The organism is Streptomyces sp. JLSY215 (assembly GCF_059682825.1).
Genome location: NZ_CM185022.1, coordinates 3,991,340 through 4,010,981 on the forward strand (window position 1 = coordinate 3,991,340; position 19,642 = coordinate 4,010,981).

The following is a 19,642-nucleotide window of genomic DNA, read 5'->3' on the forward strand; positions in this document are numbered from 1 at the left end:
TGTCATCAGTGTTGATGAGACGGGTCGTTCTTCGGGAGGACGGTGCGGACCGCGGCCGGTCGAGAGAATCAAAACGACCGAGATCACCCGCGTGATCGACCGCAGTTGCAGGAAGTTGTAACGGGAGAAGACATGCCCCTGCCCCGCCCGGTACGCCGCCGTCGTGCACGGATCGCCGGCACCACCATGGCCGCTACGCTCGCCCTGGTAGCGGCAGCAGTACCGGCCCAGGCCGCAACGGCCCCCGCACCCGGCGCCCATGCCACCGCGGGAGCAACGGCCCACCACCCGGGCCATCTCGACCGCAAGGCGCTGGACCAGAAGCTGGCGGCACTGCACAGAGCGGGTATGTACGGCACCTACGCGGCCGTCCGGGAGGGCCGGGACGCATGGCGGGGCGCGTCCGGTGTCGCCGACATCGCCACCAACCGCCCGGTCGGGCCGCAGATGCGGCACCGCGTGGGCAGCCTCACCAAGGCGTTCACCGCCGTCGCCGTGCTGCAGCAGGTCGGCGCGGGCCGGATCGATCTGGACGCCCCCATTTCCCGTTACCTCCCCGACCTCGTCCCCGGTGAACGCGGCCGGCAGATCACCGTCCGCATGCTGCTCAACCACACCAGCGGCATCGCCGACTACATACCCGGCGCCTTCCCCTCGCTCCTCAAGGGGAGTGTCGAAAGCATCGACGCCAACCGCTACCGCCACTTCACCCCCGAGAAGCTCGCGCGCCTGGGCCTTCAGGCACCGCCGACCGGCAAGCCCGGCGAGAAGTGGGCCTACGCCAACACCAATTACGTCATCGCGGGAATGCTGCTGCAGAAGGTCACCGGCGAGAATCCGCAGAAGTACATCACCCGCAATGTCATCCGCAAGGCCGGCCTGAAGCACACCTACTTCCCGACCTCCGCGCGGATATCCGGGCCGCATTCCAAGATGTACGAATCCTTCTACGGGCTGATCAGCCCGGCCCGGGACTATAGCACGTACGACATGTCCTGGGCCGGTACCGCCGGGGCGCTGGTCGCGACGATGGAGGACGTGAACGACTTCTACCGGGCGCTGCTGACCGGCGATCTGCTCGCACCCGCCGAACTCCGCCAGATGCAGACCACCGTCGAGGCCAAGGACGCAGAGGGCAATGTGCAGATGCACTACGGCCTCGGCATCGCCGCGATCGACACTGCGTGCGGGCGTTTTTGGGGACACACCGGCTCGGTGTGGGGCGCCGAGACGGTGACGTACTCGACGCCCGACGGCAAGCGCCAGATGACGTTCGGGTTCAACCGGGCCAAGTACCAGCAGCTCGACGCGACGGGCCACATCAAGCCGGGGCCGATTGACGCCGCGACAGGGGCCTTCACGGCGAAGGCGATGTGCGACATCGATGCGCCCGCCGCGCCGCGACGGTTCACGCAGCCGGCCGCGCCGAAGGCCTTCGAAGAGCCGTCCGTCCCGCTCGCCCGTCCGCTGGCTCCGCTCTCGCCGGAGCGCTGACCGGAACGTCCACCGAGAACCCTCCGCACACGCCGACGGCCTGCACAACCCCCAACGGAGTTGTACAGGCCGTCGTCACACAGGACCGCGCCGATCCGCGAACAGCGTCCACGCCCGGTCCGGGGCCTGTCGATCACGTGGGGTGCTGCGCTCAGCCCTTCACGCAGACGACCTGCTTGAGATGGGCGACGACCTCCACCAGATCCCGCTGCTGCTCCATGACCTTTTCGATCGGCTTGTACGCACCCGGGATCTCATCGAGCACACCGGAGTCCTTACGGCACTCCACTCCCCGCGTCTGCTCCTCCAGGTCCCGCGTCGAGAACCGCTTCTTCGCCGCGTTACGACTCATCTTCCGGCCGGCACCGTGCGAGGCGGAATTGAAGCTCGCGGGGTTCCCCAGGCCCCTGACGATGTAGGAGCCGGTGCCCATCGAGCCGGGGATGATGCCGTACTCGCCGCTGCCCGCCCGGATCGCACCCTTACGGGTCACCAGCAGGTCCATGCCGTCGTACCGCTCCTCCGCCACGTAGTTGTGGTGGCAGGAGATGACCTCGTCGAAGGTGACCTTCGCCTTCTTGAACTCCCTGCGGATCACGTCCTGGGTCAGGGCCATCATGATCTCGCGGTTGTGCTTCGCGTACTCCTGCGCCCAGAACAGATCGTTGCGGTACGCGGCCATCTGCGGGGTGTCGGCGATGAAGACGGCGAGGTCGCGGTCGACGAGTCCCTGGTTCTGCGGCAGCTTCTGCGCCACGCCCATGTGGTACTCGGCGAGCTCCTTGCCGATGTTGCGCGAACCCGAGTGCAGCATGATCCACACCGACTGGTCCTCATCGAGGCAGATCTCATGGAAGTGATTTCCGCCTCCGAGCGAACCCATCTGCTTCGTGGCGCGTTCATGACGGAATTTGACCGCTTCGGCGACTCCGTCGAACCGCGCCCAGAAGTCCCCCCACCCCGCCGTCGGAAGGCCGTGCAGCCGCCCCGGATCGACCGGAGTGTCGTGCATCCCACGCCCGACCGGGATCGCCTGCTCGATCTTGGAGCGGAGGCGGGAGAGGTCGCCGGGCAGGTCGTTGGCGGTGAGGGAGGTCTTCACCGCGCTCATCCCGCAGCCGATGTCGACACCGACCGCCGCCGGGCAGACCGCGCCCCGCATCGCGATCACCGAGCCGACGGTGGCCCCTTTGCCGTAATGCACATCCGGCATCACGGCCAGGCCCTTGATCCACGGCAGGGTGGCGACATTGCGCAGCTGCTGCATCGCGACGCCCTCGACCGCGGCCGGATCCGTCCACATACGGATCGGTACCTGCGCGCCGGGTACCTCGGTGTACGACATAACTTCCTCATTCCCCCGAAAAAAGATAAAACGCAAAACACGGACAACTCATCGGATCTTGGACGGTTGGCCGACGTTTGCGGCGAGACGTGCGGTAGACATTGTGTCCATCGGCCGCCGCCCGGCGGCAACCACATTTCGTGGGGGACTCCACAGGAAAGGAGCCGCGAACGATGCAACGAACCGCGCAACGACCCGCACAGTCGGCCACGCCGTCAGCCACGCCGTCAGCCATGCAGTCAGCCATGCAGCGAAAGTCGCTACGGAAGTCGTTCGCCCCCGGCGCCGCGCTGGTGGCCGCCACCGCGCTCGCCGTCGGCCTCACCGGCTGCACCGCCGGCTCCGGCGTCGACGACGGGGCGGCCGACGCCAAGGGCGGCGACACCTCCACCTCGAGCCAGGCCGTCGAACCGGGCCGCTACCAGACCCTCCCCGAGGCCTGCCGACTCCCCGCGCGCAGCACCGTACGCTCCCTGCTGCCCGGCGATGACCAGCAGCTTTCCCCCGAGGAAGCGGAGAAGATCTACGCGGGTCAGGCCGACGTCACCTATGACACCGACCGCCGCGTCGGCTGCCACTGGAAGCGCGAGACGACCGAGGGCACCCGCCATCTGGCGCTCGACATCGTGCGGGTGGTCTCGTACGACCCCGCCGTCAGCGACGACGACCGGGCCCAGGAGATCTACGACGGCAAGGAGCAGGCCGCCGAAATACCGACCGACGGCTCCGCGACGCCCACCGCCCCGCCCTCGTCCCCCAAGAGCACGCCGGAGGCGAAGAGCGCCAAGGACGGCAACGCCAAGGCCGACAAGGGCGGCAAGGACGGCAAGGGGAAGCCGTCCGGCGCCCCGGCGTCACCCTCCGCGGAGGCGAGCACGGACCCCGGCAGCTCCACCGCGCCGCGCGTTCTGGGCGGCCTCGGCGACGCGGCGTTCCTGAACGACAAACTGGCCACCGCGGACTCCGGTGTGCACCGCGACATCACTGTGGTCTTTCGCACGTCGAACGTCATCGTGACGATCGCGTACGACCAGTGGTCCACGGACAAGGCCAACCTGCCCGACAGCCAGGAACTGCAGGACAAGGCCCGTTCGCTGGCCGGAGAGCTGGCCGACAGCTTGAGCGAATAGTCCCAATTGGGCGAGCTGACCCATTAGGCGCATTGGGGGCTCCTCACCCCATTCATCCGATCGTTCAAACGACACGAATCGGCCACCGATCTCGCTCAGCCGCGTACCGTGCCGTCTAGCCCCGCCCCCGTACGAACCCCCGTACGAACCTCGTACGACAGGCGAGGCCGCCGCCACGACGACGAACAGCGAAGGAACCATGCACCGTTCAGCCAAGCGACTTGCCAGCCTTCTCGCCTGCGCAGCAGTCCCGGTGATGCTCGTCGCCGGCTGCTCCGGCTCGGACACCAAGAGCTCCGACGACACCTCGCACGAGCCCACCAAGTCGGGCAGCCCGTCGCCGACCGTTGCGGCCGCGAAGTTCACGAAGCTGCCGCGGCCGTGCGAGGGGTTCTCCAAGGACACCCTCAAGACGATGGTGCCCAAGACGAAGAACAAGGCCGGGCGGCAGGGCGACTCCACCGACAGCGAGCACGGCACCTGCTCGTGGGACAGCTCCGACGACAAGGGCATCGACGGCACCCAGTTCCGCTGGCTGGACATCGGCTTCCAGCGCTACGACTCGGACCCGAACCCGAAGATCGGCTCCGGCGAGAAGCGCGCCACGGACTTCTACGCCAAGCAGGTCTCCGCGGCGAAGGCCACCTCGGGCGCCAAGAAGCTGGCGGCCCTCAAGATCTCCGGAACCGGCGACGAGGCGACCGCGATCACCTACGACATCAAGAAGGAAGGCAACTCCTTCAAGAACACGACGGTCATCGCCCGCACCGCGAACATCGTCGTCACGGTCAACTACAACGGCGCGGGCATGGCCGGCGCCGACACCCCCAAGGGCGCCGACCTGCTGAAGAACGCCCAGGCCGCCACCAAGGAAGCCGTGAACGCCGCCATCAAGGCGAACGGCTGACGCAGCACCGCAGCACCGCAGCACCGGCCGCGACACCGCCGGAGCACCGTAGCCCCGGGCCCTCTCCGGCCCCGGCTTGACCGGGTGTGCCACGCTAGGCGCGCCATTTCGCCGAGGCCGGGGAGGAACCGCGGGTGTCCGCGACGAAGACGGCGCAGTTGACGCGTACACACCGCATCCTGATCGGCGTGGTCGTCGCCGGGGCGGCACTGATCGCGGCCATCGGGTTCACCGGCTCGTACGCGGCGGTGCGCGAGCTGGCCGAGAAGAAGGGCTTCGGCGCGTTCTCGGCCGTTTTCCCGATCGGCATCGACGCGGGGATCGTCGTCCTGCTGGCGCTGGATCTGCTGCTGACCTGGATCCGTATCCCGTTCCCGCTGCTGCGCCAGACGGCGTGGCTGCTGACGGCCGCGACGATCGCGTTCAACGGCGCGGCCGCCTGGCCGGACGCGCTGGGTGTGGGCATGCATGCGGTCATCCCGGTGCTGTTCGTGGTGGCCGTGGAGGCCGCCCGGCACGCCGTCGGCCGGATCGCCGACATCACGGCCGACAAGCACATGGAGGGCGTCCGGCTGACCCGCTGGCTGCTCGCCTTCCCGTCCACGTTCCGGCTGTGGCGCCGGATGAAGCTGTGGGAGCTGCGCAGCTACGACCAGGTCATCCGGCTCGAACAGGACCGCCTCGTCTACCAGGCGCGGCTGCGGGCCCGCTACGGCCGGGCGTGGCGGCGCCGGGCGCCCGTCGAGGCGCTGATGCCGCTGCGGCTGGCGCGGTACGGAGTGCCGCTGGCCGAGACCGCGCCGGCCGGGCTGACGGCCGCGGGGATAGCGCCGCCGGTGCTGATGCCGGCGGCGGGCTCGACACCGGCCCCCGGGGCGCAGCCGCACAGCGGCGCCCCGGAACTCATAGCCCCGGAAGGCCCGGCCCCGACAGCCGAGGCACGGACGGCCGGCGCCCAGGCAGCCCCGGCGCAGGCAGGCACGGCGCAGGCGGCCGAAGCACCGGCAGGCCCGCCGCCACTCGCCCCCCGCCGCGAGCCCGTCCACGAGGCCGCCGCCGAGTCGCCCTACGGGTCCCCTCATGAGTACGCCCATGAGTCCGCCCGAGAACTCGCCGATGCGGCCTCCCGCGAGGCTCCCCAGGGCGTCACCCAAGCGACAGAAGCCCCCGAACAGCCCGCCGCCACAAGCCAGTTGACCGTCCCCGTGGGCCCCGGCCGCAGCCGCCCCCTGGGCCCGGCCGGCGCCCCCGAACCGGCACCCGAGTCGGCCCCCGACCCCCTCCCCCCGATCACCACCCTCCCCGACGACGTCCCCCGCGACGAGGCGTACTTCCTCGCCTACCGCGCCTATGTCGCCGAGAAGAACACGTTCCCCGACTCCCGGCAGTTCGGGCGCTATCTACTGGAGTCCCACGGGGTCGAGGGGCGCAACGGCGGCCCGCTGACCGAGGGATATCTGCGGAGCTTCGTACGGGAGTTCCAGTTGCGGTTCCGGTCGGAGATGGAGACCGAGTACATCCCGTAACGGCATCAGCGGCCCCCGCGGTCCACGCGACCCCATGCGGTCCACGCAACCCGCGCGACCTACGCCGCCCCGCCCTCCACCTGCTCCTGCCCCTGCCCCCGCTCCCGCTTCTGCTTGCGCTTCTTGTCCGCATCGGCCCATACGGCGAGCGCCGCACCCGCGGCGAACAGCCCGATATGGGCCACCGCCGGCGGATCGAACCAATGGGCGAGTATGCCCAAGTTCTTGTCGAAGAACACCTGGCCGACGAAGCCGACCGCCCCCTGGATCATGGCGATGAATCCGATGATTCCCCTCATGTCCCCAGCGTGACGCGTTCGGCCCCGGGGCTCTTCGTCCCCGGGGCCGAACCCGTTCTCCTCCCCAAGTCGCACGCCCGGACCGGCGCGTACGACTCAGCGGCAATCGACCGGCGGCAATCACTCAGCCGCTCAGCCGCTCAAGCGCTCAGCCACCGAGCAGCTTGCGCACCCGGTCCGCGCCGACCGCCAGCAGCAGCGTGGGCAGCCGCGGCCCGGTGTCCCGGCCGACCAGCAGGTTGTAGAGCAGCGCGAAGAACGCCCGCTGGGCGACCTTGAGCTCCGGCGTCGGCTTGGCGTCCGGCTCCAGGCCCGCCTGGATCTTCGGCACGCCGTAGACCAGCGTGGTCAGGCCGTCCAGCGACCAGTGGTCCTCCAGCCCGTCGAGCAGCAGCCGCAGCGAGGCGCGGCCCTGGTCGTCGAGCGTGGCGAGGAGTTCCTCGTCGGGCTGGTCGCGGACGATCGTGCGCTGGTCGGCCGGGACCTGGGTGGTGATCCAGCACTCGGCCTTGTCCAGCCGCGGCCGGACCTCGTCCAGGGAGGCAACCGGGCGGTCGGGGTCCAGCTCGCTCAGGATGCGCAGCGTCTGCTCGTCGTGGCCCGCGGTGATGTCCGCGACGGACGCCAGGGTGCGGTACGGGAGCGGGCGCGGCGTGCTGGGCAGCTCACCGGCGGCGATGCCGACGGCGCGCTTGTAGGCGGCGGCGTCGGCGGGCTGCGCCGAGCCGTCGGCGACCTTGGCGGCCAGCTTGTCCCACTCGTCGTAGAGCCGCTGGATCTCCTGGTCGAAGGCGATCTTGAACGACTGGTTGGGCTTACGGCGGGCGTAGAGCCAGCGCAGCAGCGGCGCCTCCATGATCTTCAGGGCGTCGCCCGGGGTGGGCACGCCGCCCTTGGAGGAGGACATCTTGGCCATGCCGCTGATGCCGACGAAGGCGTACATGGGGCCGATGGGCTGGACCCCGTCGAAGATCTCGCGGACGATCTGCCCGCCGACGACGAACGAGGAGCCGGGCGAGGAGTGGTCGACACCCGACGGCTCGAAGATCACGCCCTCGTAGGCCCAGCGCATCGGCCAGTCGACCTTCCAGACCAGCTTGCCGCGGTTGAACTCGCTCAGCCGGACGGTCTCGCCGAAGCCGCACTCCGTGCAGGTGTAGGCCAGCTCCGTGGTCGCGTCGTCGTACGAGGTGACGGTGGTGAGGTCCTTCTCGCACCGGCCGCAGTAGGGCTTGTACGGGAAGTAGCCGGCCGAGCCGCCGCTGCCGTCGTCCTCGGCCGCCGCGCCGGAACCCTCCGCGGCCTCCAGCTCGGCCTCGTCGACGGGCTTCTGCGACTTCTTCGCCGGCGCCTTCTTCGTGCGGTACTGACCGAGGATCGCGTCGATCTCGCCGCGGTGCTTCATCGCGTGCAGGATCTGCTCGCGGTAGGCGCCGGCGGTGTACTGCTCGGTCTGGCTGATGCCGTCGTACTCGACGCCCAGCTCAGCGAGCGCCTCGGCCATGGCGGCCTTGAAGTGCTCGGCCCAGTTCGGGTACGCGGAGCCGGCCGGGGCCGGTACCGAGGTCAGCGGCTTGCCGATGTGCTCGGCCCAGGAGTCGTCGACGCCCGGGACGCCGTTGGGGACCTTGCGGTAGCGGTCGTAGTCGTCCCAGGAGATGAGGTGACGGACCTCGTAGCCGCGGCGGCGGACCTCGTCGGCGACCAGGTGCGGGGTCATGACCTCGCGGAGGTTGCCCAGGTGGATCGGGCCGGACGGGCTCAGGCCCGAGGCGCAGACGACCGGTTTGCCCGGGGCGCGGCGCTCCGCCTCGGCAATGACCTCGTCCGCGAACCTGGAGACCCAGTCGGTCTCGGTGCTCTGCTGAGCCACGATCGGCCCTTCCTCTTCCTGGTGCTTGCTCGTTGCGCCCTGGTGTGCGTCCGACACAGCCGTCCGACGTACACAAGCCTGACGCTGCCATTCTCCCAGACATCGCCCGGTCAGAAATTCAGTGGTATCGGCGTGGGATACTCGCTGGCAAACCCTTTCCACTCCGACGACCCCTCCCTCCAGAAGAGAGCTCATCTCCATGGCCTCGGTCACTTCCCTCGCAGCTACGGTCCACCAGCGCGTCGCGGACGCCCTCTCGGCAGCCCTGCCGGAGGCCGGTTCCGCGGACCCGCTGCTGCGACGTAGCGACCGGGCCGACTTCCAGGCCAACGGCCTGCTGGCGCTGGCGAAGAAGCTCAAGGGCAATCCGCGGGAGCTGGCCACCAAGGTCGTGGACGCGATCGGCGAGAACGCCGTCCTCAAGGAGATCGAGGTCTCCGGCCCCGGGTTCCTCAACATCACCGTCGCGGACGAGGCGATCATCAAGACCCTCGCCGAGCGCGCCGCCGACGCCCGGCTGGGTGTGCCGTACTCCGAAGGCGCGGGCACGACCGTCATCGACTACGCGCAGCCGAATGTCGCGAAGGAGATGCACGTCGGCCATCTGCGGTCCGCGGTGATCGGCGCGGCGATGGTCGAGATCCTGGAGTTCACCGGCGAGAAGGTGATCCGGCGGCATCACATCGGCGACTGGGGCACCCAGTTCGGCATGCTCATCCAGTATCTGACCGAGCACCCCCACGAGCTGGACCACAAGGGCGGCGAGAGCGCCGAGATCTCCGGCGAGGAGGCGGCGTCCAACCTCAACCGCCTCTACAAGGCCTCGCGTGCCCTCTTCGACTCCGACGAGGAGTTCAAGGAGCGGGCCCGGCGCCGGGTCGTCGACCTCCAGGCGGGCGACGAGGAGACCCTCGCGCTGTGGCAGCGGTTCGTGGACGAGTCGAAGATCTACTTCTACTCGGTCTTCAACAAGCTGGACATGGACATCCGCGACCCCGACGTCGTCGGCGAGTCCGGCTACAACGACATGCTCGCGGAGACCTGCCGGCTGCTGGAGGAGTCCGGCGTCGCGGTGCGCTCCGAGGGCGCACTGTGCGTGTTCTTCGAGGACGTCAAGGGCCCGGACGGCAACCCCGTCCCGCTGATCGTGCAGAAGTCCGACGGCGGCTTCGGCTATGCCGCCACGGACCTCTCCGCGATCCGCGACCGCGTCCAGAACCTCGGCGCCGAGACCCTCCTCTACGTCGTGGACGTCCGCCAGTCCCTGCACTTCAAGATGGTCTTCGAGACCGCCCGCCGGGCCGGCTGGCTGAACGACAAGACGCACGCCGTCCAGCTCGCCTTCGGCACGGTCCTGGGCAAGGACGGCAAGCCGTTCAAGACCCGTGCGGGCGAGACGGTGCGGCTGGTGGATCTGCTGGACGAGGCGATCGAGCGGGCGACGGCGGTCGTGCGCGAGAAGAACAACGAGAAGATCGCCCTCACCGAGGAGGAGATCGTCGAGAACGGCGTCCAGATCGGCATCGGCGCGGTGAAGTACGCCGACCTCTCGACGTCGGCGAGCCGGGACTACAAGTTCGACCTGGACCAGATGGTCTCGCTGAACGGCGACACGTCCGTCTACCTCCAGTACGCGTACGCCCGTATCCGGTCGATCATCCGGCGGGCCGGCGAGGTGCGTCCGGCGGCCCACCCGGAGCTCGAACTCGCCCCGGCCGAGCGGGCGTTGGGGCTGCACCTCGACCAGTTCGCGGAGACTCTCGCGGAGGCGGCCCAGGCGTACGAGCCGCACAAGCTCGCCGCGTACCTCTACGGTCTGGCGTCGCTGTTCACGACCTTCTACGACCAGTGCCAGGTCGTCAGCGAGGACAACCCCACCGAGGTCGTCGAGAACCGCCTCTTCCTGTGCGACCTGACCGCCCGCACCCTCCACCAGGGGATGGCGCTGCTGGGCATCCGCACGCCCGAGCGGCTGTGAGCCCCGCCCCGTACTGACCGCAGCGGCGGCCCGGATTCCTTCCGGGCCGCCGCTGCGCCGTTCACCGCCGGGCGCGGGCCCGGGTGGCGGACGAAACGCGCTGCGCGCGCCTGAACATGTGCTCGATAGTGTCTCCTGAGCGCGCGCGCGGGGGCGTGCGGCAGTGACCCTGTCTTTCCCCGCCGTTCCGAGCCCGTGTGCCGGACGTTGACGTCAAGGAGGGGAGCCGTGTCCTACCCAACGCCGCCCGAAAGTCCCGGCAATGCCGGGCCGTACGGGCAACAGCCCCAGCAAGGGGCCTGGCCGCAGGGCCAGGGCATGGCTCCGCCACCGTCCATGCAGCCACCAGCCGTGCAGCCGCCGCCCGCACCGCCGCAGGGCGCGCCGCAGGCACCCCCGCAGGGCCCGCCTCAAGGACCCCCGCAGGGCCCGTGGATCCCGCAGCAGGGCGGCTGGGCGCCACAGGGCGGACCGGGTATGCCGGGCGGACCCGGCATGCAGGGCGGCCCGGGGATGCCCGGCATGCCACCCGTCGGCATGCCCGCCCCGGGGCCGCAGCGCAGTGTGGGACGCACCTGCCTGACCCTCGCCCTCGCCGTCATCGGCGGCCTCGCGCTGCTGGGCGGCGGCGGGCTGATCGCCCACGCGTATTCCAACGCGAGCCAGGTCGTCAACAACAGCAGCACCTACGGCCCGACGATGTGGCGCAACGAGTCCGTGGACAAGCTCTTCCCCGACACGCTCGCGCCCTTGAGCCAGGGCAAGATCACCGACCCCAAGCGCGCCCAGTGGCATCGCGTCGGCATATCCGAGAAGACCGGGTGCGACGATGCGCTGAGCGGCGCCACGGCGGCCGAGGCGGAGAAGCTCGGCTGCAAGGGAGCCCTGCGGGCCACCTATGTCGACCCGACGGGCAACACCGTGGTGACGGTCGCGCTGATCGCGCTGCCGAAGGGCACCGACCCGGAGGACATGAACGGCTTCTTCAGCGACGAGCGCGACAAGGACAACCCGACGCAGGCGGTGAAGGCGTACCCCGTCCCGGGCACCCTGGCCGCCGGCTGGAGCGACAGCCGGCGTAACGGCTCGGCGGGCGACACGGTCAACAATTCGGATGTTCCCTACGCCGTTGCGGCCTCCGCCGGCGCCGTCGACGGCCGTATCGCGAGCAGGCTGCCCGGCGAGTGGGGCCGCCACCGCTCCGACGCCGGCGAGGACCGCTCCCCCTGGGAAGCCGCGGCCACCAGCGTCCTCGACATGGTGCGGCCGCACCTCAACGAACTGGTGACGGAGACGACAGCATGACAATCCGGCGCATCAAAGCCGCGGCGACGGCGGCCGGCCTCGCCTCTCTGCTGTGTGTCACGACCGCGACCCCCGCGGCCGCCGCCAGCCCCAAGAGCTGGGAGTACCAGGCGCTCGGCCTGGCCTCGGCACAACGGACCGCACAGGGTGCGGGCATCACGGTCGCGGTCCTGGACAGCGGTGTCGAGGCGAACCACCCGGCGGTGGCCGGCAAGGTCACCACGGGCCCCGACTACTTCAAGGACGGCCTCCACCCCGGTAACCCGCGCTGGGGCGGACACGGCACGGCGATGGCCTCGGACGTCCTCAAGGTCGCCCCCGCAGCCAAGATCCTTTCCGTCCGGGTCATCGACGACAAGAAGGACCACGAAGGGCTGCGGAGCGGCCCCAGCCCGATCGCCCAGGGCATCAACTACGCCGTGGACCACGGTGCCGATGTCATCTCCATGTCGCTCGGCGGTTCGGGATTCGGCCTCCGCTACAACGACGAGGAGGTCGATGCCCTGGCGCATGCGGCGCAGAAGGGCGTCCCGGTCCTCGCCTCGGCGGGCAACGACGCCGATGTCTTCAACGAAGCGCAGTACCCGGCCGGCTATCCGGAAGTGATCTCCGTCGCCGCGACGCAAAAGGGCGGCGGCCACGCCGAGTTCTCCACCGTACGGACCTACAACGCCGTGGCGGCGCCGGGCGTGGGCATCGTGAGCGCGAACAACACCGGCGGCTACCGGCCGGTCAACGGCACCTCGCCCGCGACCGCCCTCGCCTCCGGCGTCGTGGCCCTCATGCTCTCCCACAACCACAAACTGACGCCGGCGCAGGTGCGCACGCTGCTGGCCAAGACGGCCCACCACCCGTCCGGCGGCTACAACCCGCTGGTCGGACACGGGTCGATCAACGCCGCGGCCGCGGTCCAGGCCGCCGCCAACCCGCCCGCCGACGGAACGGCCCCGGTCAAGTACCAGGGCAACAAGCACCCGGCCGGGCAGGACGGCACGTCCAAGACCAAGCACCCGGACCTGGACACCGGTTTGACGACGGTCGGCTACAGCGCCGCCGGCACCGGCCTGGTCATGGTCCTCGGCGCCATACTGATCGGCGTCCTGGGCCGTAAGCGCGCCAGGGCGAACACCGCCGCGGCCCCTGCCCCGGCAGGCCCCCCGGCAGGCCCCCCGGGCTACCCCGGCGCACCGTACTAGGACAGGCCCCAACGGCCGGACGGGTGGCGGGCGGAAGGTCACCGCCCGCCACCCGCCCGTATGCCCCCCCGGCGGCCGGGCAGGGCCGCACACTCCGACATGGGAGGTACCACCGTGGCATCCACCGCCTTATCCCGCCGCACCGTCCTGGGCACCGGCGCCGGTCTGGCCGCCGGCCTGCTGGCGGCGGGCACCACACCCGCGCACGCGGCCTCGCCCCGGCACCGGCCGGACGGCCGGGCTCTCGCGCACCTGCGCCGCCTGGAACGCGAACACGGCGCCCGACTGGGCGTGTTCGCCCACAACACCGCCACCGGCGCGACCGTCGCCTACCGCGCGCACACCCGCTTCGCCCTCTGCTCGACCTTCAAGACCCTCGCGGCCGCGGCCGTACTGCGCGACCTCGACCGCAACGGCGAGACCCTGGCGCGCCGGATCCACTACAGCGCGGCGGACCTGGTCGACAACTCGCCGGTGACCGAGGACCACGTCGCGACCGGCATGACGATCGCCGAACTGTGCGCCGCCGCCCTCCAGCACAGCGACAACACGGCGGGCAATCTGCTGCTGTGCGAGATCGGCGGCCCCACCGGCATCACCGCCTTCGCCCGCTCCCTCGGCGACCGCACCACCCACCTCGACCGCTGGGAGACCGAGCTCAATTCGGCCGAGCCCTGGCGCACGACGGACACCACCAGCCCGTACGCCATCGCCCGCAGCTACGCCCGGCTCCTGGTGGGCGATGCCCTGACGGCCGCCGACCGGCAGCGGCTGACGTCCTGGATGACGGCGAACGAGACCAACACCGACCGCTTCCGCGCCGGGCTGCCCAAGGACTGGGTGATCGCCGACAAGACGGGCTCCGGTTCGTACGGCACCGGCAACGACGTGGGCGTCGCCTGGACCGCGGACGGCACCCCGATCGTGCTGGCCGTGCTCACCCGCAAGGCGGAGCAGACCGCGCCCTACGACAACCCGCTGGTCGCGGGGGTGGCGTCGGTGCTGGCGGAGGCGGTGGCGGGCTGAGCGTCGGAGCCCGCCACCGGCGTCGGGCCGGGTCAGCCGGTCGGTACGCCGGGCCGCAGACCCCGTCGGTGCCGCGGGTCTCGCGCGGGTTCTGAGGGCCCGTACGGAGGCCACGTTCCGGGTGTGGTTCTCGTAGAAGCCTCGCCCGGGTCGCCCCAGGCGCTGAGCGCGGCGACCGCGTCGACCCGGCGGTCGCGGGCGGTGATCAGCCGGCTGAGCCCGGAGCCGTACGACAGGCCGGTGAAGCCGACCTTGGTGGTGTGGCCGGGGGCGTGCGCAAGGAGGCAGTCCAGCGCCTTGGAGCCGTCCTGGACGTCCCATTCGCCGCCCGCCTCGACCTCGCCTTCCGTGGCGCCGACGCCGGGCGCCGAGCAAGCGAGGACGTTGTAGCCGCCCAGCGCGAACGTCGTCGCAGCCACCGTGCAGGTGCGCCACCCGGCCACCGTCCAGGGGGAGGGCATGACGATGGCGGGGCGGGGCGGGGCGTCGGGGTGGATCCAGGCAGTGCCATCCACCCCTGCCCCCCACACGTTTCTCCGCGCCCCGAGGACCGGCGCCCTCGGCTACGGCCGCTGAAAGCAAGAGCATCGCCATCCCTATCCCTCTTGCGATGACGAGACTTTGCCCTGTGTTACCCCTTCGCTAATATGACGTCAACGCTTATTAAGCATGGGGGAATACTATGTCATTCCAGGTCGATCCGGACGACCTCACTTCCTTCTCCAAGCAAATCGGGAGGGCCTCGTCCGACACCGGCCAAGCACTTGAATATTTTCGGCGTGAGTGCACAATCGGCACCTTCAGCAAGGGTCCGCTATCCGCTTTGGCGAGCATGTTTGGCGGCGGACATGACGGCGTGATGGCGAATGTCGAGTCCACTTTGAAGCATCTGCATCGAATCCTGGAGGCATCCCAGGAGGAGATGGAGCGAAGCGCTGGATTCTATGAAAAAACGGACCAGAGTGAGGCCTCAAAGCTAGATTCGAAATACCCTGCTTCCAAACGCTGAGCAACCTCACATAGCCAACCGAAAACGCGAGAGAGTTCCTCAGTAATGGGATTTCACGATGTAGCCGAGCCGACCAAGCGTCTGGTAAAACCGCAGGTGGACGGCGACAAAGAAGAGCCGGGTTCATCCTATCGCGACCTCACATCCTATGGCGATGTATTTAGCCCGTCGGCGATGATCAGCAACGGTCTCGAACTTGCCTTTGATTTCAACCCGATGGACGAAGCCAAGAAGCTCCTCGGCGGAAATTGGGAAGAATACGCAGAATGCGCCAAGGCCTGGCACGCCCTGGGGAATTTCTGTGACGAGCTCGCGCAGAACATCGAGGCAGGCAACAAGGCACTCGATGCTTCATGGTCCGGAAACGCAGCGGACTCGGCCTACGTCTATTTCGACACGCTGGCCAAGGACGTGGCTGCGATGAAGGAGTCGTTCGACAATCTCAAAGAGCAGTACGAAACCGTGACAGAAGGCGTCTGGCATGCCGCCGAGGCCTGCGGCGACCTTTTGGGGGGAATTCTCGACACCGCCCTGGTCGCCGCGATCACGGCCGCCACCGGAGCGTCCACCAGCTTTACCGTGTTCGGCCCCGTCATTGCTGCGGGCGCCGTGGCCGGCGAAATCGTCGCGATGATCAACATGTGGAATAAACTAATGACGGTGGTCAGCGAGGTACAGCTCCTGGTAAGTGGCGCTGTTGCCATCGTCACGCAAACCGTGCACCTCATCCAGGCCAATATGGTCAAGTTCCCACTCCCCGGCAAGAGTTACGACAACCCCGCTGTCTGAATGGCTTACAGGAACGACGAAAATGACTGAACGTGACCAGGAACAGCGCGTCGGAGATGAAGAATTCCTCTCTGTCGCCCGCGATCCGGCCGTAGCCAGGATGCTGCGCAAGCAGCTGGAGGCATTGGCGGACACCAAGGGGGGAGACAGTGTTCTGGGTGAGATGGCCCGGGAAGTCCTTTCGGGGCGCATCGGCATCCGCGAAGCGGTACGTGTCGGCGCCTACGAGGAGGCCCTGGTCCAGAACATCGGTAAATTCCGCGAGAAGTGGGATGAAATGACCGAGTCGGAGAAAGCCGAGGCCGAGAAGGCAGGCAGGGAGTTTCTCCAGCAGCAGCAGGACGAGATCGACCAGGAACGGCGCGAACGCACACAGGGACACGGTCGGCATCACGGATAGGACCGAGCGGCACCCATGGACCGCGGTCACCTGCCGTGAAACCGCGCCGCACCGAACCCCCACCGTCGGCCTGACCCCGGACCGATACCCCAACCGCCATGGAGGGCGCCATGAACTCCGAACTCCCCGACCTGGAACCCCTGTCGCCCAGCGACGAGATGGCACTGCGGGAGGGGCAGCAGTTCACCCGAGTGCTGCTAGGGGGCGGGATCCTGGCTCCGTGGCTCCTGATCGTTCTGTCGCTGGTGAGCGGAAACCGGCTGTGGCTCACCGGCCTGAACCTGGTCGGCATGTACGCAGGGCTCTGGGTGATGTTCGAAGGCTGGCGGCATGACAATCAGCGCCGCGTCAGGCTGGGCGGAGCAGGAATGGCGCTCTCGCTCGCGCTCTGCCTCATCCTGCTGTCCGTGTTGCAGTGACACACGCTCGGAGGCCGGATGATCCCTGCGGACTATCCGGCCTCCGACGTTGCATCGGCTCAGATCACAGCCCCCGCGCGACCTCCGTCGCCCAGTAGGTCAGGATCATGTTCGCCCCGGCCCGCTTGATGCCGGTCAGCGTCTCCAGGATCGCCTTGTCGCGGTCGATCCAGCCCTTCTCCGCCGCGGCCTCGATCATCGCGTACTCACCCGAGATCTGATACGCCGCGACCGGCACGTCCACCTCGTCCGCGATCCTCGCCAGCACGTCCAGATACGGCAGCGCCGGCTTGACCATGACCATGTCGGCGCCCTCCTCCAGATCGAGCGCCAGCTCCCGCAGCGACTCCCGGAGGTTGGCCGGGTCCTGCTGGTACGTCTTGCGGTCACCCTTCAGCGACGACCCCACGGCCTCGCGGAACGGCCCGTAGAACGCCGACGAATACTTCGCCGTGTACGCCAGGATCGAGACGTCCTCATGCCCGGTCTGGTCCAGCGCGTCCCGGATGACGCCGATCTGACCGTCCATCATGCCGCTGGGGCCGACGACATGGGCGCCCGCGTCGGCCTGCACCTGCGCCATCTCGGCGTAGCGCTCCAGCGTCGCGTCGTTGTCGACCCGGCCCTCGGCATCCAGGACGCCGCAGTGCCCGTGGTCGGTGGTCTCGTCCAGGCACAGGTCCGACATGATCACGAGATCGTCGCCGACCTCGGCCCGTACGTCCCGGATGGCGACCTGGAGAATCCCGTCGGGGTCGGTGCCGGCCGTACCCGCCGCGTCCTTCTTCGCCTCCTCGGGCACGCCGAAGAGCATGATCCCGGAGACCCCGGCCTCGACCGCCTCGACGGCCGCCTTACGGAGCGTGTCGCGGGTGTGCTGGACGACCCCCGGCATGGCCGAGATCGGCACCGGCTCGGCAACGCCCTCCCGCACGAACGCCGGGAGGATCAGGTCGGCCGGGTGGAGACGGTACTCGGCCACCATCCGTCGCATGGCAGGGGTGGTACGCAGGCGCCGCGGCCGCGCCCCGGGGAAGCTTCCGTACTTCGTCATGCCACCCACGCTACGCCCGCCCCGCACCCCCCTTTGCCGACGCATCGTCGGCCGCGCAGGCGCTCGGGCACCGCTCAGGCCACGCGCACCGCTCAGGCCGCGAGAACGGTGCCCCCGGCCGCCGCATCGCCGCGGCAGTCGCGGCATAGCCCCGGCTCCCGGCCGCGGAAGGCCCGCTCACAGCCGTCGCAGGTCTGGAAGGGGAGCGGTGGGCGCCCGGCTCCCGCGGCGCCCTCCGATGGCTCCAAGGGGACCTCGGGTAGGGGCGGCGGCAGCAGTTCCCGGAGCCGGTAGGCGACCAGCGCCGCCGGATTCTCCACCTCGGCCGGCAGGCCCGCGGTGAGCGCGCGGCGGACGGCGGCCGGACCGGCACCGTTCTCCAGCCAGGCGACGAGGGCGGGCGCCAGGCGGCGGACGTCCCGTTCGGCGAGCGTCAGCCGGTCGTCGCTGCGCCGCAGCCCCGCCAGCAGCGCGACGGCCGTGTCGTGCCGCGGCGAACGGGGCGGCTCGGCAGGGACGGACGGGGCGGGCGGGGCGGCAGGAGCGGGCGGCGCCGCGGCCCCGGCCGGTACGGGCCGTGGCGCGACGGCCACCGGCGAAGGCGGCGCCACGGCCGGAGACGGCTCCACCGGCGCAATCGGCGCCACCGGCTCCGCCGCCCTCGCACCCCGGGCGCGATCGGCGGCCGGATCGTTGCAGGCATAGGTCCGCGTGATCACCCGCCCGCCGGGCGTCCGCTCCCGCACCCGCGCCAGATAGCCCTGGGCCTCCAGCTCCCGCAGCGCGAAGGCGATCCGGTCCCGGCCCTCCGGGAAACGGGCGGCCAGGGTCCGGATGTCCACCCGGGCACCTTCCGGCAACGACAGGATGTAGGTCCCCAACCCCACCGCGGTCAGGGACAGTTCACGGTGCTGGGCCAGGTGATTGCCGATGATCGTGTACCGGTCCGGCTGGTGGTGCCTGATGTGGGTGACACCGGTGTGGGTGGCAGTTCGCCGAACTCGGGGGTGCGGGCGCGCGGCGGCGCTAAGCTGCGTCTCAGCCATCAGGAAGGGGTGCTTCCTCTCCTCAGCCTCGGAAGGGTTTCTTCCTCTGGTGGTCAGGCCCTCGCACTGGGATGCCAGTCCCGGCGGGGGCCGTCGCATGTCTGCGGTTGTCTTTGTGCGAGCCTGCCCGCCCAAACCTCCCCCGCGCCAGCCGAGTTGAGCCGATTCACCCCCGTGGGTGACGAATCCGGGGTTTGGTGGGTTTGGAAGGTTCTTTCCCCCGGTTCTTTCTTCTTGACGGCCCGCCGGACCGGCGCCCGGTCCACCGGATCCCGGCCCCCCGGGCGCCGGTTGGCAGGGCGCACCCTCCAACTCCGTCACCCCGCACGGAAGTTCGCGGAGCCCCTCGACTCCCCCACATCCCGATCACCCGCACGAAGGGCGATTACGCTCGCGCCCATGACCACGCTCTTCACTCACCGACTGCGGGTGCGCTACAGCGAATGCGACCAGCAGAACGTCGTGTTCAACGGCCACTACCTCTTCTACTACGACGTCGCCATGACGGAGCTGTGGCGCGAGGCCACCGAGGGCTATGAATCCATGGTCAAAAGTGGCACCGACGTGGTCGTGGCGGAAGCCCGGATCCGCTATCTCCAGGGCGCGCGCTACGACGAGCTGATCGACATCGAAATGCCGATCACCCATCTCGGCACGACGAGCATGATCGTGCGCCCGAGGTTCAAGGTCGGCGAACGGCTCATCGCGGAGGGCGAGATACGGCACGTGTTCACCGACACCGTGACCGGCGGCAAGAAGGAGATGCCCGACGCCATCCGGGCGTCCTTCCAGCCCTGCCTCTCAACCGGGGAATAGCCCCGGCGGCACCGGGCCAACGCCGGGCGC

The 19,642-nt window shown here is 69.5% G+C and carries 19 protein-coding genes; 13 read left to right on the forward strand and 6 right to left on the reverse strand.

Annotated elements, in window-relative coordinates; all coding sequences use genetic code 11:
* The first annotated feature begins 132 nt into the window (after nt 1-132).
* Nucleotides 133-1,494, forward strand: a complete 1,362-nt coding sequence (locus AC5677_RS17810; protein WP_497196002.1) for a serine hydrolase domain-containing protein — start codon at nt 133-135, stop codon at nt 1,492-1,494.
* 151 nt (nt 1,495-1,645) lie between these two features.
* Here AC5677_RS17810 and AC5677_RS17815 read toward each other — a convergent pair whose 3' ends face one another.
* Entirely contained in the window at nt 1,646-2,839 is a 1,194-nt protein-coding gene (locus tag AC5677_RS17815) for an RtcB family protein (RefSeq protein WP_497196003.1), read from the reverse strand.
* 245 nt (nt 2,840-3,084) lie between these two features.
* Here AC5677_RS17815 and AC5677_RS17820 point away from each other — a divergent pair, with 245 nt between their 5' ends.
* From AC5677_RS17820 to AC5677_RS17830, 3 genes are all read left to right on the forward strand, one after another.
* The gene (locus AC5677_RS17820; RefSeq protein ID WP_497196004.1) at nt 3,085-3,969 is read left to right on the forward strand and encodes a hypothetical protein; all 885 of its coding nucleotides are present in this window, start codon (nt 3,085-3,087) and stop codon (nt 3,967-3,969) included.
* Between the two features lie 199 nt (nt 3,970-4,168).
* Nucleotides 4,169-4,876: a DUF3558 domain-containing protein gene (locus tag AC5677_RS17825; RefSeq protein WP_497196005.1), complete on the forward strand. Its 708-nt coding sequence runs from the start codon at nt 4,169-4,171 to the stop codon at nt 4,874-4,876.
* A gap of 134 nt (nt 4,877-5,010) precedes the next feature.
* Nucleotides 5,011-6,402: a DUF2637 domain-containing protein gene (locus AC5677_RS17830; RefSeq protein ID WP_497196006.1), complete on the forward strand. Its 1,392-nt coding sequence runs from the start codon at nt 5,011-5,013 to the stop codon at nt 6,400-6,402.
* A 59-nt stretch (nt 6,403-6,461) separates the two neighbouring features.
* On the opposite strand, the gene AC5677_RS17835 is transcribed toward AC5677_RS17830, so the two are convergent.
* Together AC5677_RS17835 and lysS are read right to left on the reverse strand one after the other, a co-directional pair.
* The gene (locus AC5677_RS17835) at nt 6,462-6,701 is read right to left on the reverse strand and encodes a hypothetical protein (protein ID WP_497196007.1); all 240 of its coding nucleotides are present in this window, start codon (nt 6,699-6,701) and stop codon (nt 6,462-6,464) included.
* A gap of 148 nt (nt 6,702-6,849) precedes the next feature.
* Nucleotides 6,850-8,574, reverse strand: coding sequence for a lysine--tRNA ligase (lysS, locus tag AC5677_RS17840; RefSeq protein ID WP_497196008.1), 1,725 nt, complete (start codon nt 8,572-8,574; stop codon nt 6,850-6,852).
* A gap of 199 nt (nt 8,575-8,773) precedes the next feature.
* Between lysS and argS the strand changes: the two genes are divergently transcribed.
* From argS to bla, 4 genes are all read left to right on the forward strand, one after another.
* Nucleotides 8,774-10,552, forward strand: coding sequence for an arginine--tRNA ligase (gene argS, locus AC5677_RS17845; protein WP_497196009.1), 1,779 nt, complete (start codon nt 8,774-8,776; stop codon nt 10,550-10,552).
* Between the two features lie 228 nt (nt 10,553-10,780).
* Entirely contained in the window at nt 10,781-11,857 is a 1,077-nt protein-coding gene (locus tag AC5677_RS17850; RefSeq protein ID WP_497196010.1) for a hypothetical protein, read from the forward strand.
* Complete coding sequence (locus AC5677_RS17855) at nt 11,854-13,053, forward strand: S8 family peptidase (protein WP_497196011.1); 1,200 nt, start codon at nt 11,854-11,856, stop codon at nt 13,051-13,053. The genes AC5677_RS17850 and AC5677_RS17855 overlap by 4 nt, the downstream gene beginning before the upstream one ends.
* Before the next feature lie 114 nt (nt 13,054-13,167).
* Nucleotides 13,168-14,079 carry a class A beta-lactamase gene (gene bla / locus AC5677_RS17860; protein WP_497196012.1) on the forward strand — a complete coding sequence of 304 codons (912 nt, stop codon included), beginning with the start codon at nt 13,168-13,170 and terminating at the stop codon, nt 14,077-14,079.
* Between the two features lie 32 nt (nt 14,080-14,111).
* Here bla and AC5677_RS17865 read toward each other — a convergent pair whose 3' ends face one another.
* Nucleotides 14,112-14,594: an alpha/beta hydrolase family protein gene (locus tag AC5677_RS17865; RefSeq protein WP_497196013.1), complete on the reverse strand. Its 483-nt coding sequence runs from the start codon at nt 14,592-14,594 to the stop codon at nt 14,112-14,114.
* Nucleotides 14,595-14,761: 167 nt separating this feature from the next.
* On the opposite strand from AC5677_RS17865, the gene AC5677_RS17870 reads away from it, so the two are divergent.
* The 4 genes from AC5677_RS17870 to AC5677_RS17885 all read left to right on the forward strand — a co-directional run bounded on the left by AC5677_RS17870 (nt 14,762) and on the right by AC5677_RS17885 (nt 16,696).
* Nucleotides 14,762-15,088: a WXG100 family type VII secretion target gene (locus AC5677_RS17870; protein ID WP_497196014.1), complete on the forward strand. Its 327-nt coding sequence runs from the start codon at nt 14,762-14,764 to the stop codon at nt 15,086-15,088.
* Nucleotides 15,089-15,133: 45 nt separating this feature from the next.
* Complete coding sequence (locus AC5677_RS17875) at nt 15,134-15,877, forward strand: hypothetical protein (protein ID WP_497196015.1); 744 nt, start codon at nt 15,134-15,136, stop codon at nt 15,875-15,877.
* A 22-nt stretch (nt 15,878-15,899) separates the two neighbouring features.
* Nucleotides 15,900-16,277: a hypothetical protein gene (locus AC5677_RS17880; RefSeq protein WP_497196016.1), complete on the forward strand. Its 378-nt coding sequence runs from the start codon at nt 15,900-15,902 to the stop codon at nt 16,275-16,277.
* A gap of 110 nt (nt 16,278-16,387) precedes the next feature.
* Nucleotides 16,388-16,696 (forward strand): hypothetical protein, encoded by a 309-nt coding sequence (locus tag AC5677_RS17885; RefSeq protein WP_497196017.1) that lies wholly within the window; start codon nt 16,388-16,390, stop codon nt 16,694-16,696.
* A gap of 64 nt (nt 16,697-16,760) precedes the next feature.
* On the opposite strand, the gene hemB is transcribed toward AC5677_RS17885, so the two are convergent.
* A complete protein-coding gene (hemB, locus tag AC5677_RS17890) occupies nt 16,761-17,750 on the reverse strand; it encodes a porphobilinogen synthase (RefSeq protein ID WP_497196018.1) in 990 nt (329 codons plus the stop codon).
* A gap of 92 nt (nt 17,751-17,842) precedes the next feature.
* A complete protein-coding gene (locus AC5677_RS17895; protein ID WP_497196019.1) occupies nt 17,843-18,796 on the reverse strand; it encodes a helix-turn-helix domain-containing protein in 954 nt (317 codons plus the stop codon).
* Nucleotides 18,797-19,195: 399 nt separating this feature from the next.
* Between AC5677_RS17895 and AC5677_RS17900 the strand changes: the two genes are divergently transcribed.
* Nucleotides 19,196-19,612, forward strand: a complete 417-nt coding sequence (locus AC5677_RS17900) for an acyl-CoA thioesterase (protein ID WP_497196020.1) — start codon at nt 19,196-19,198, stop codon at nt 19,610-19,612.
* Nucleotides 19,613-19,642 lie beyond the last annotated feature (30 nt).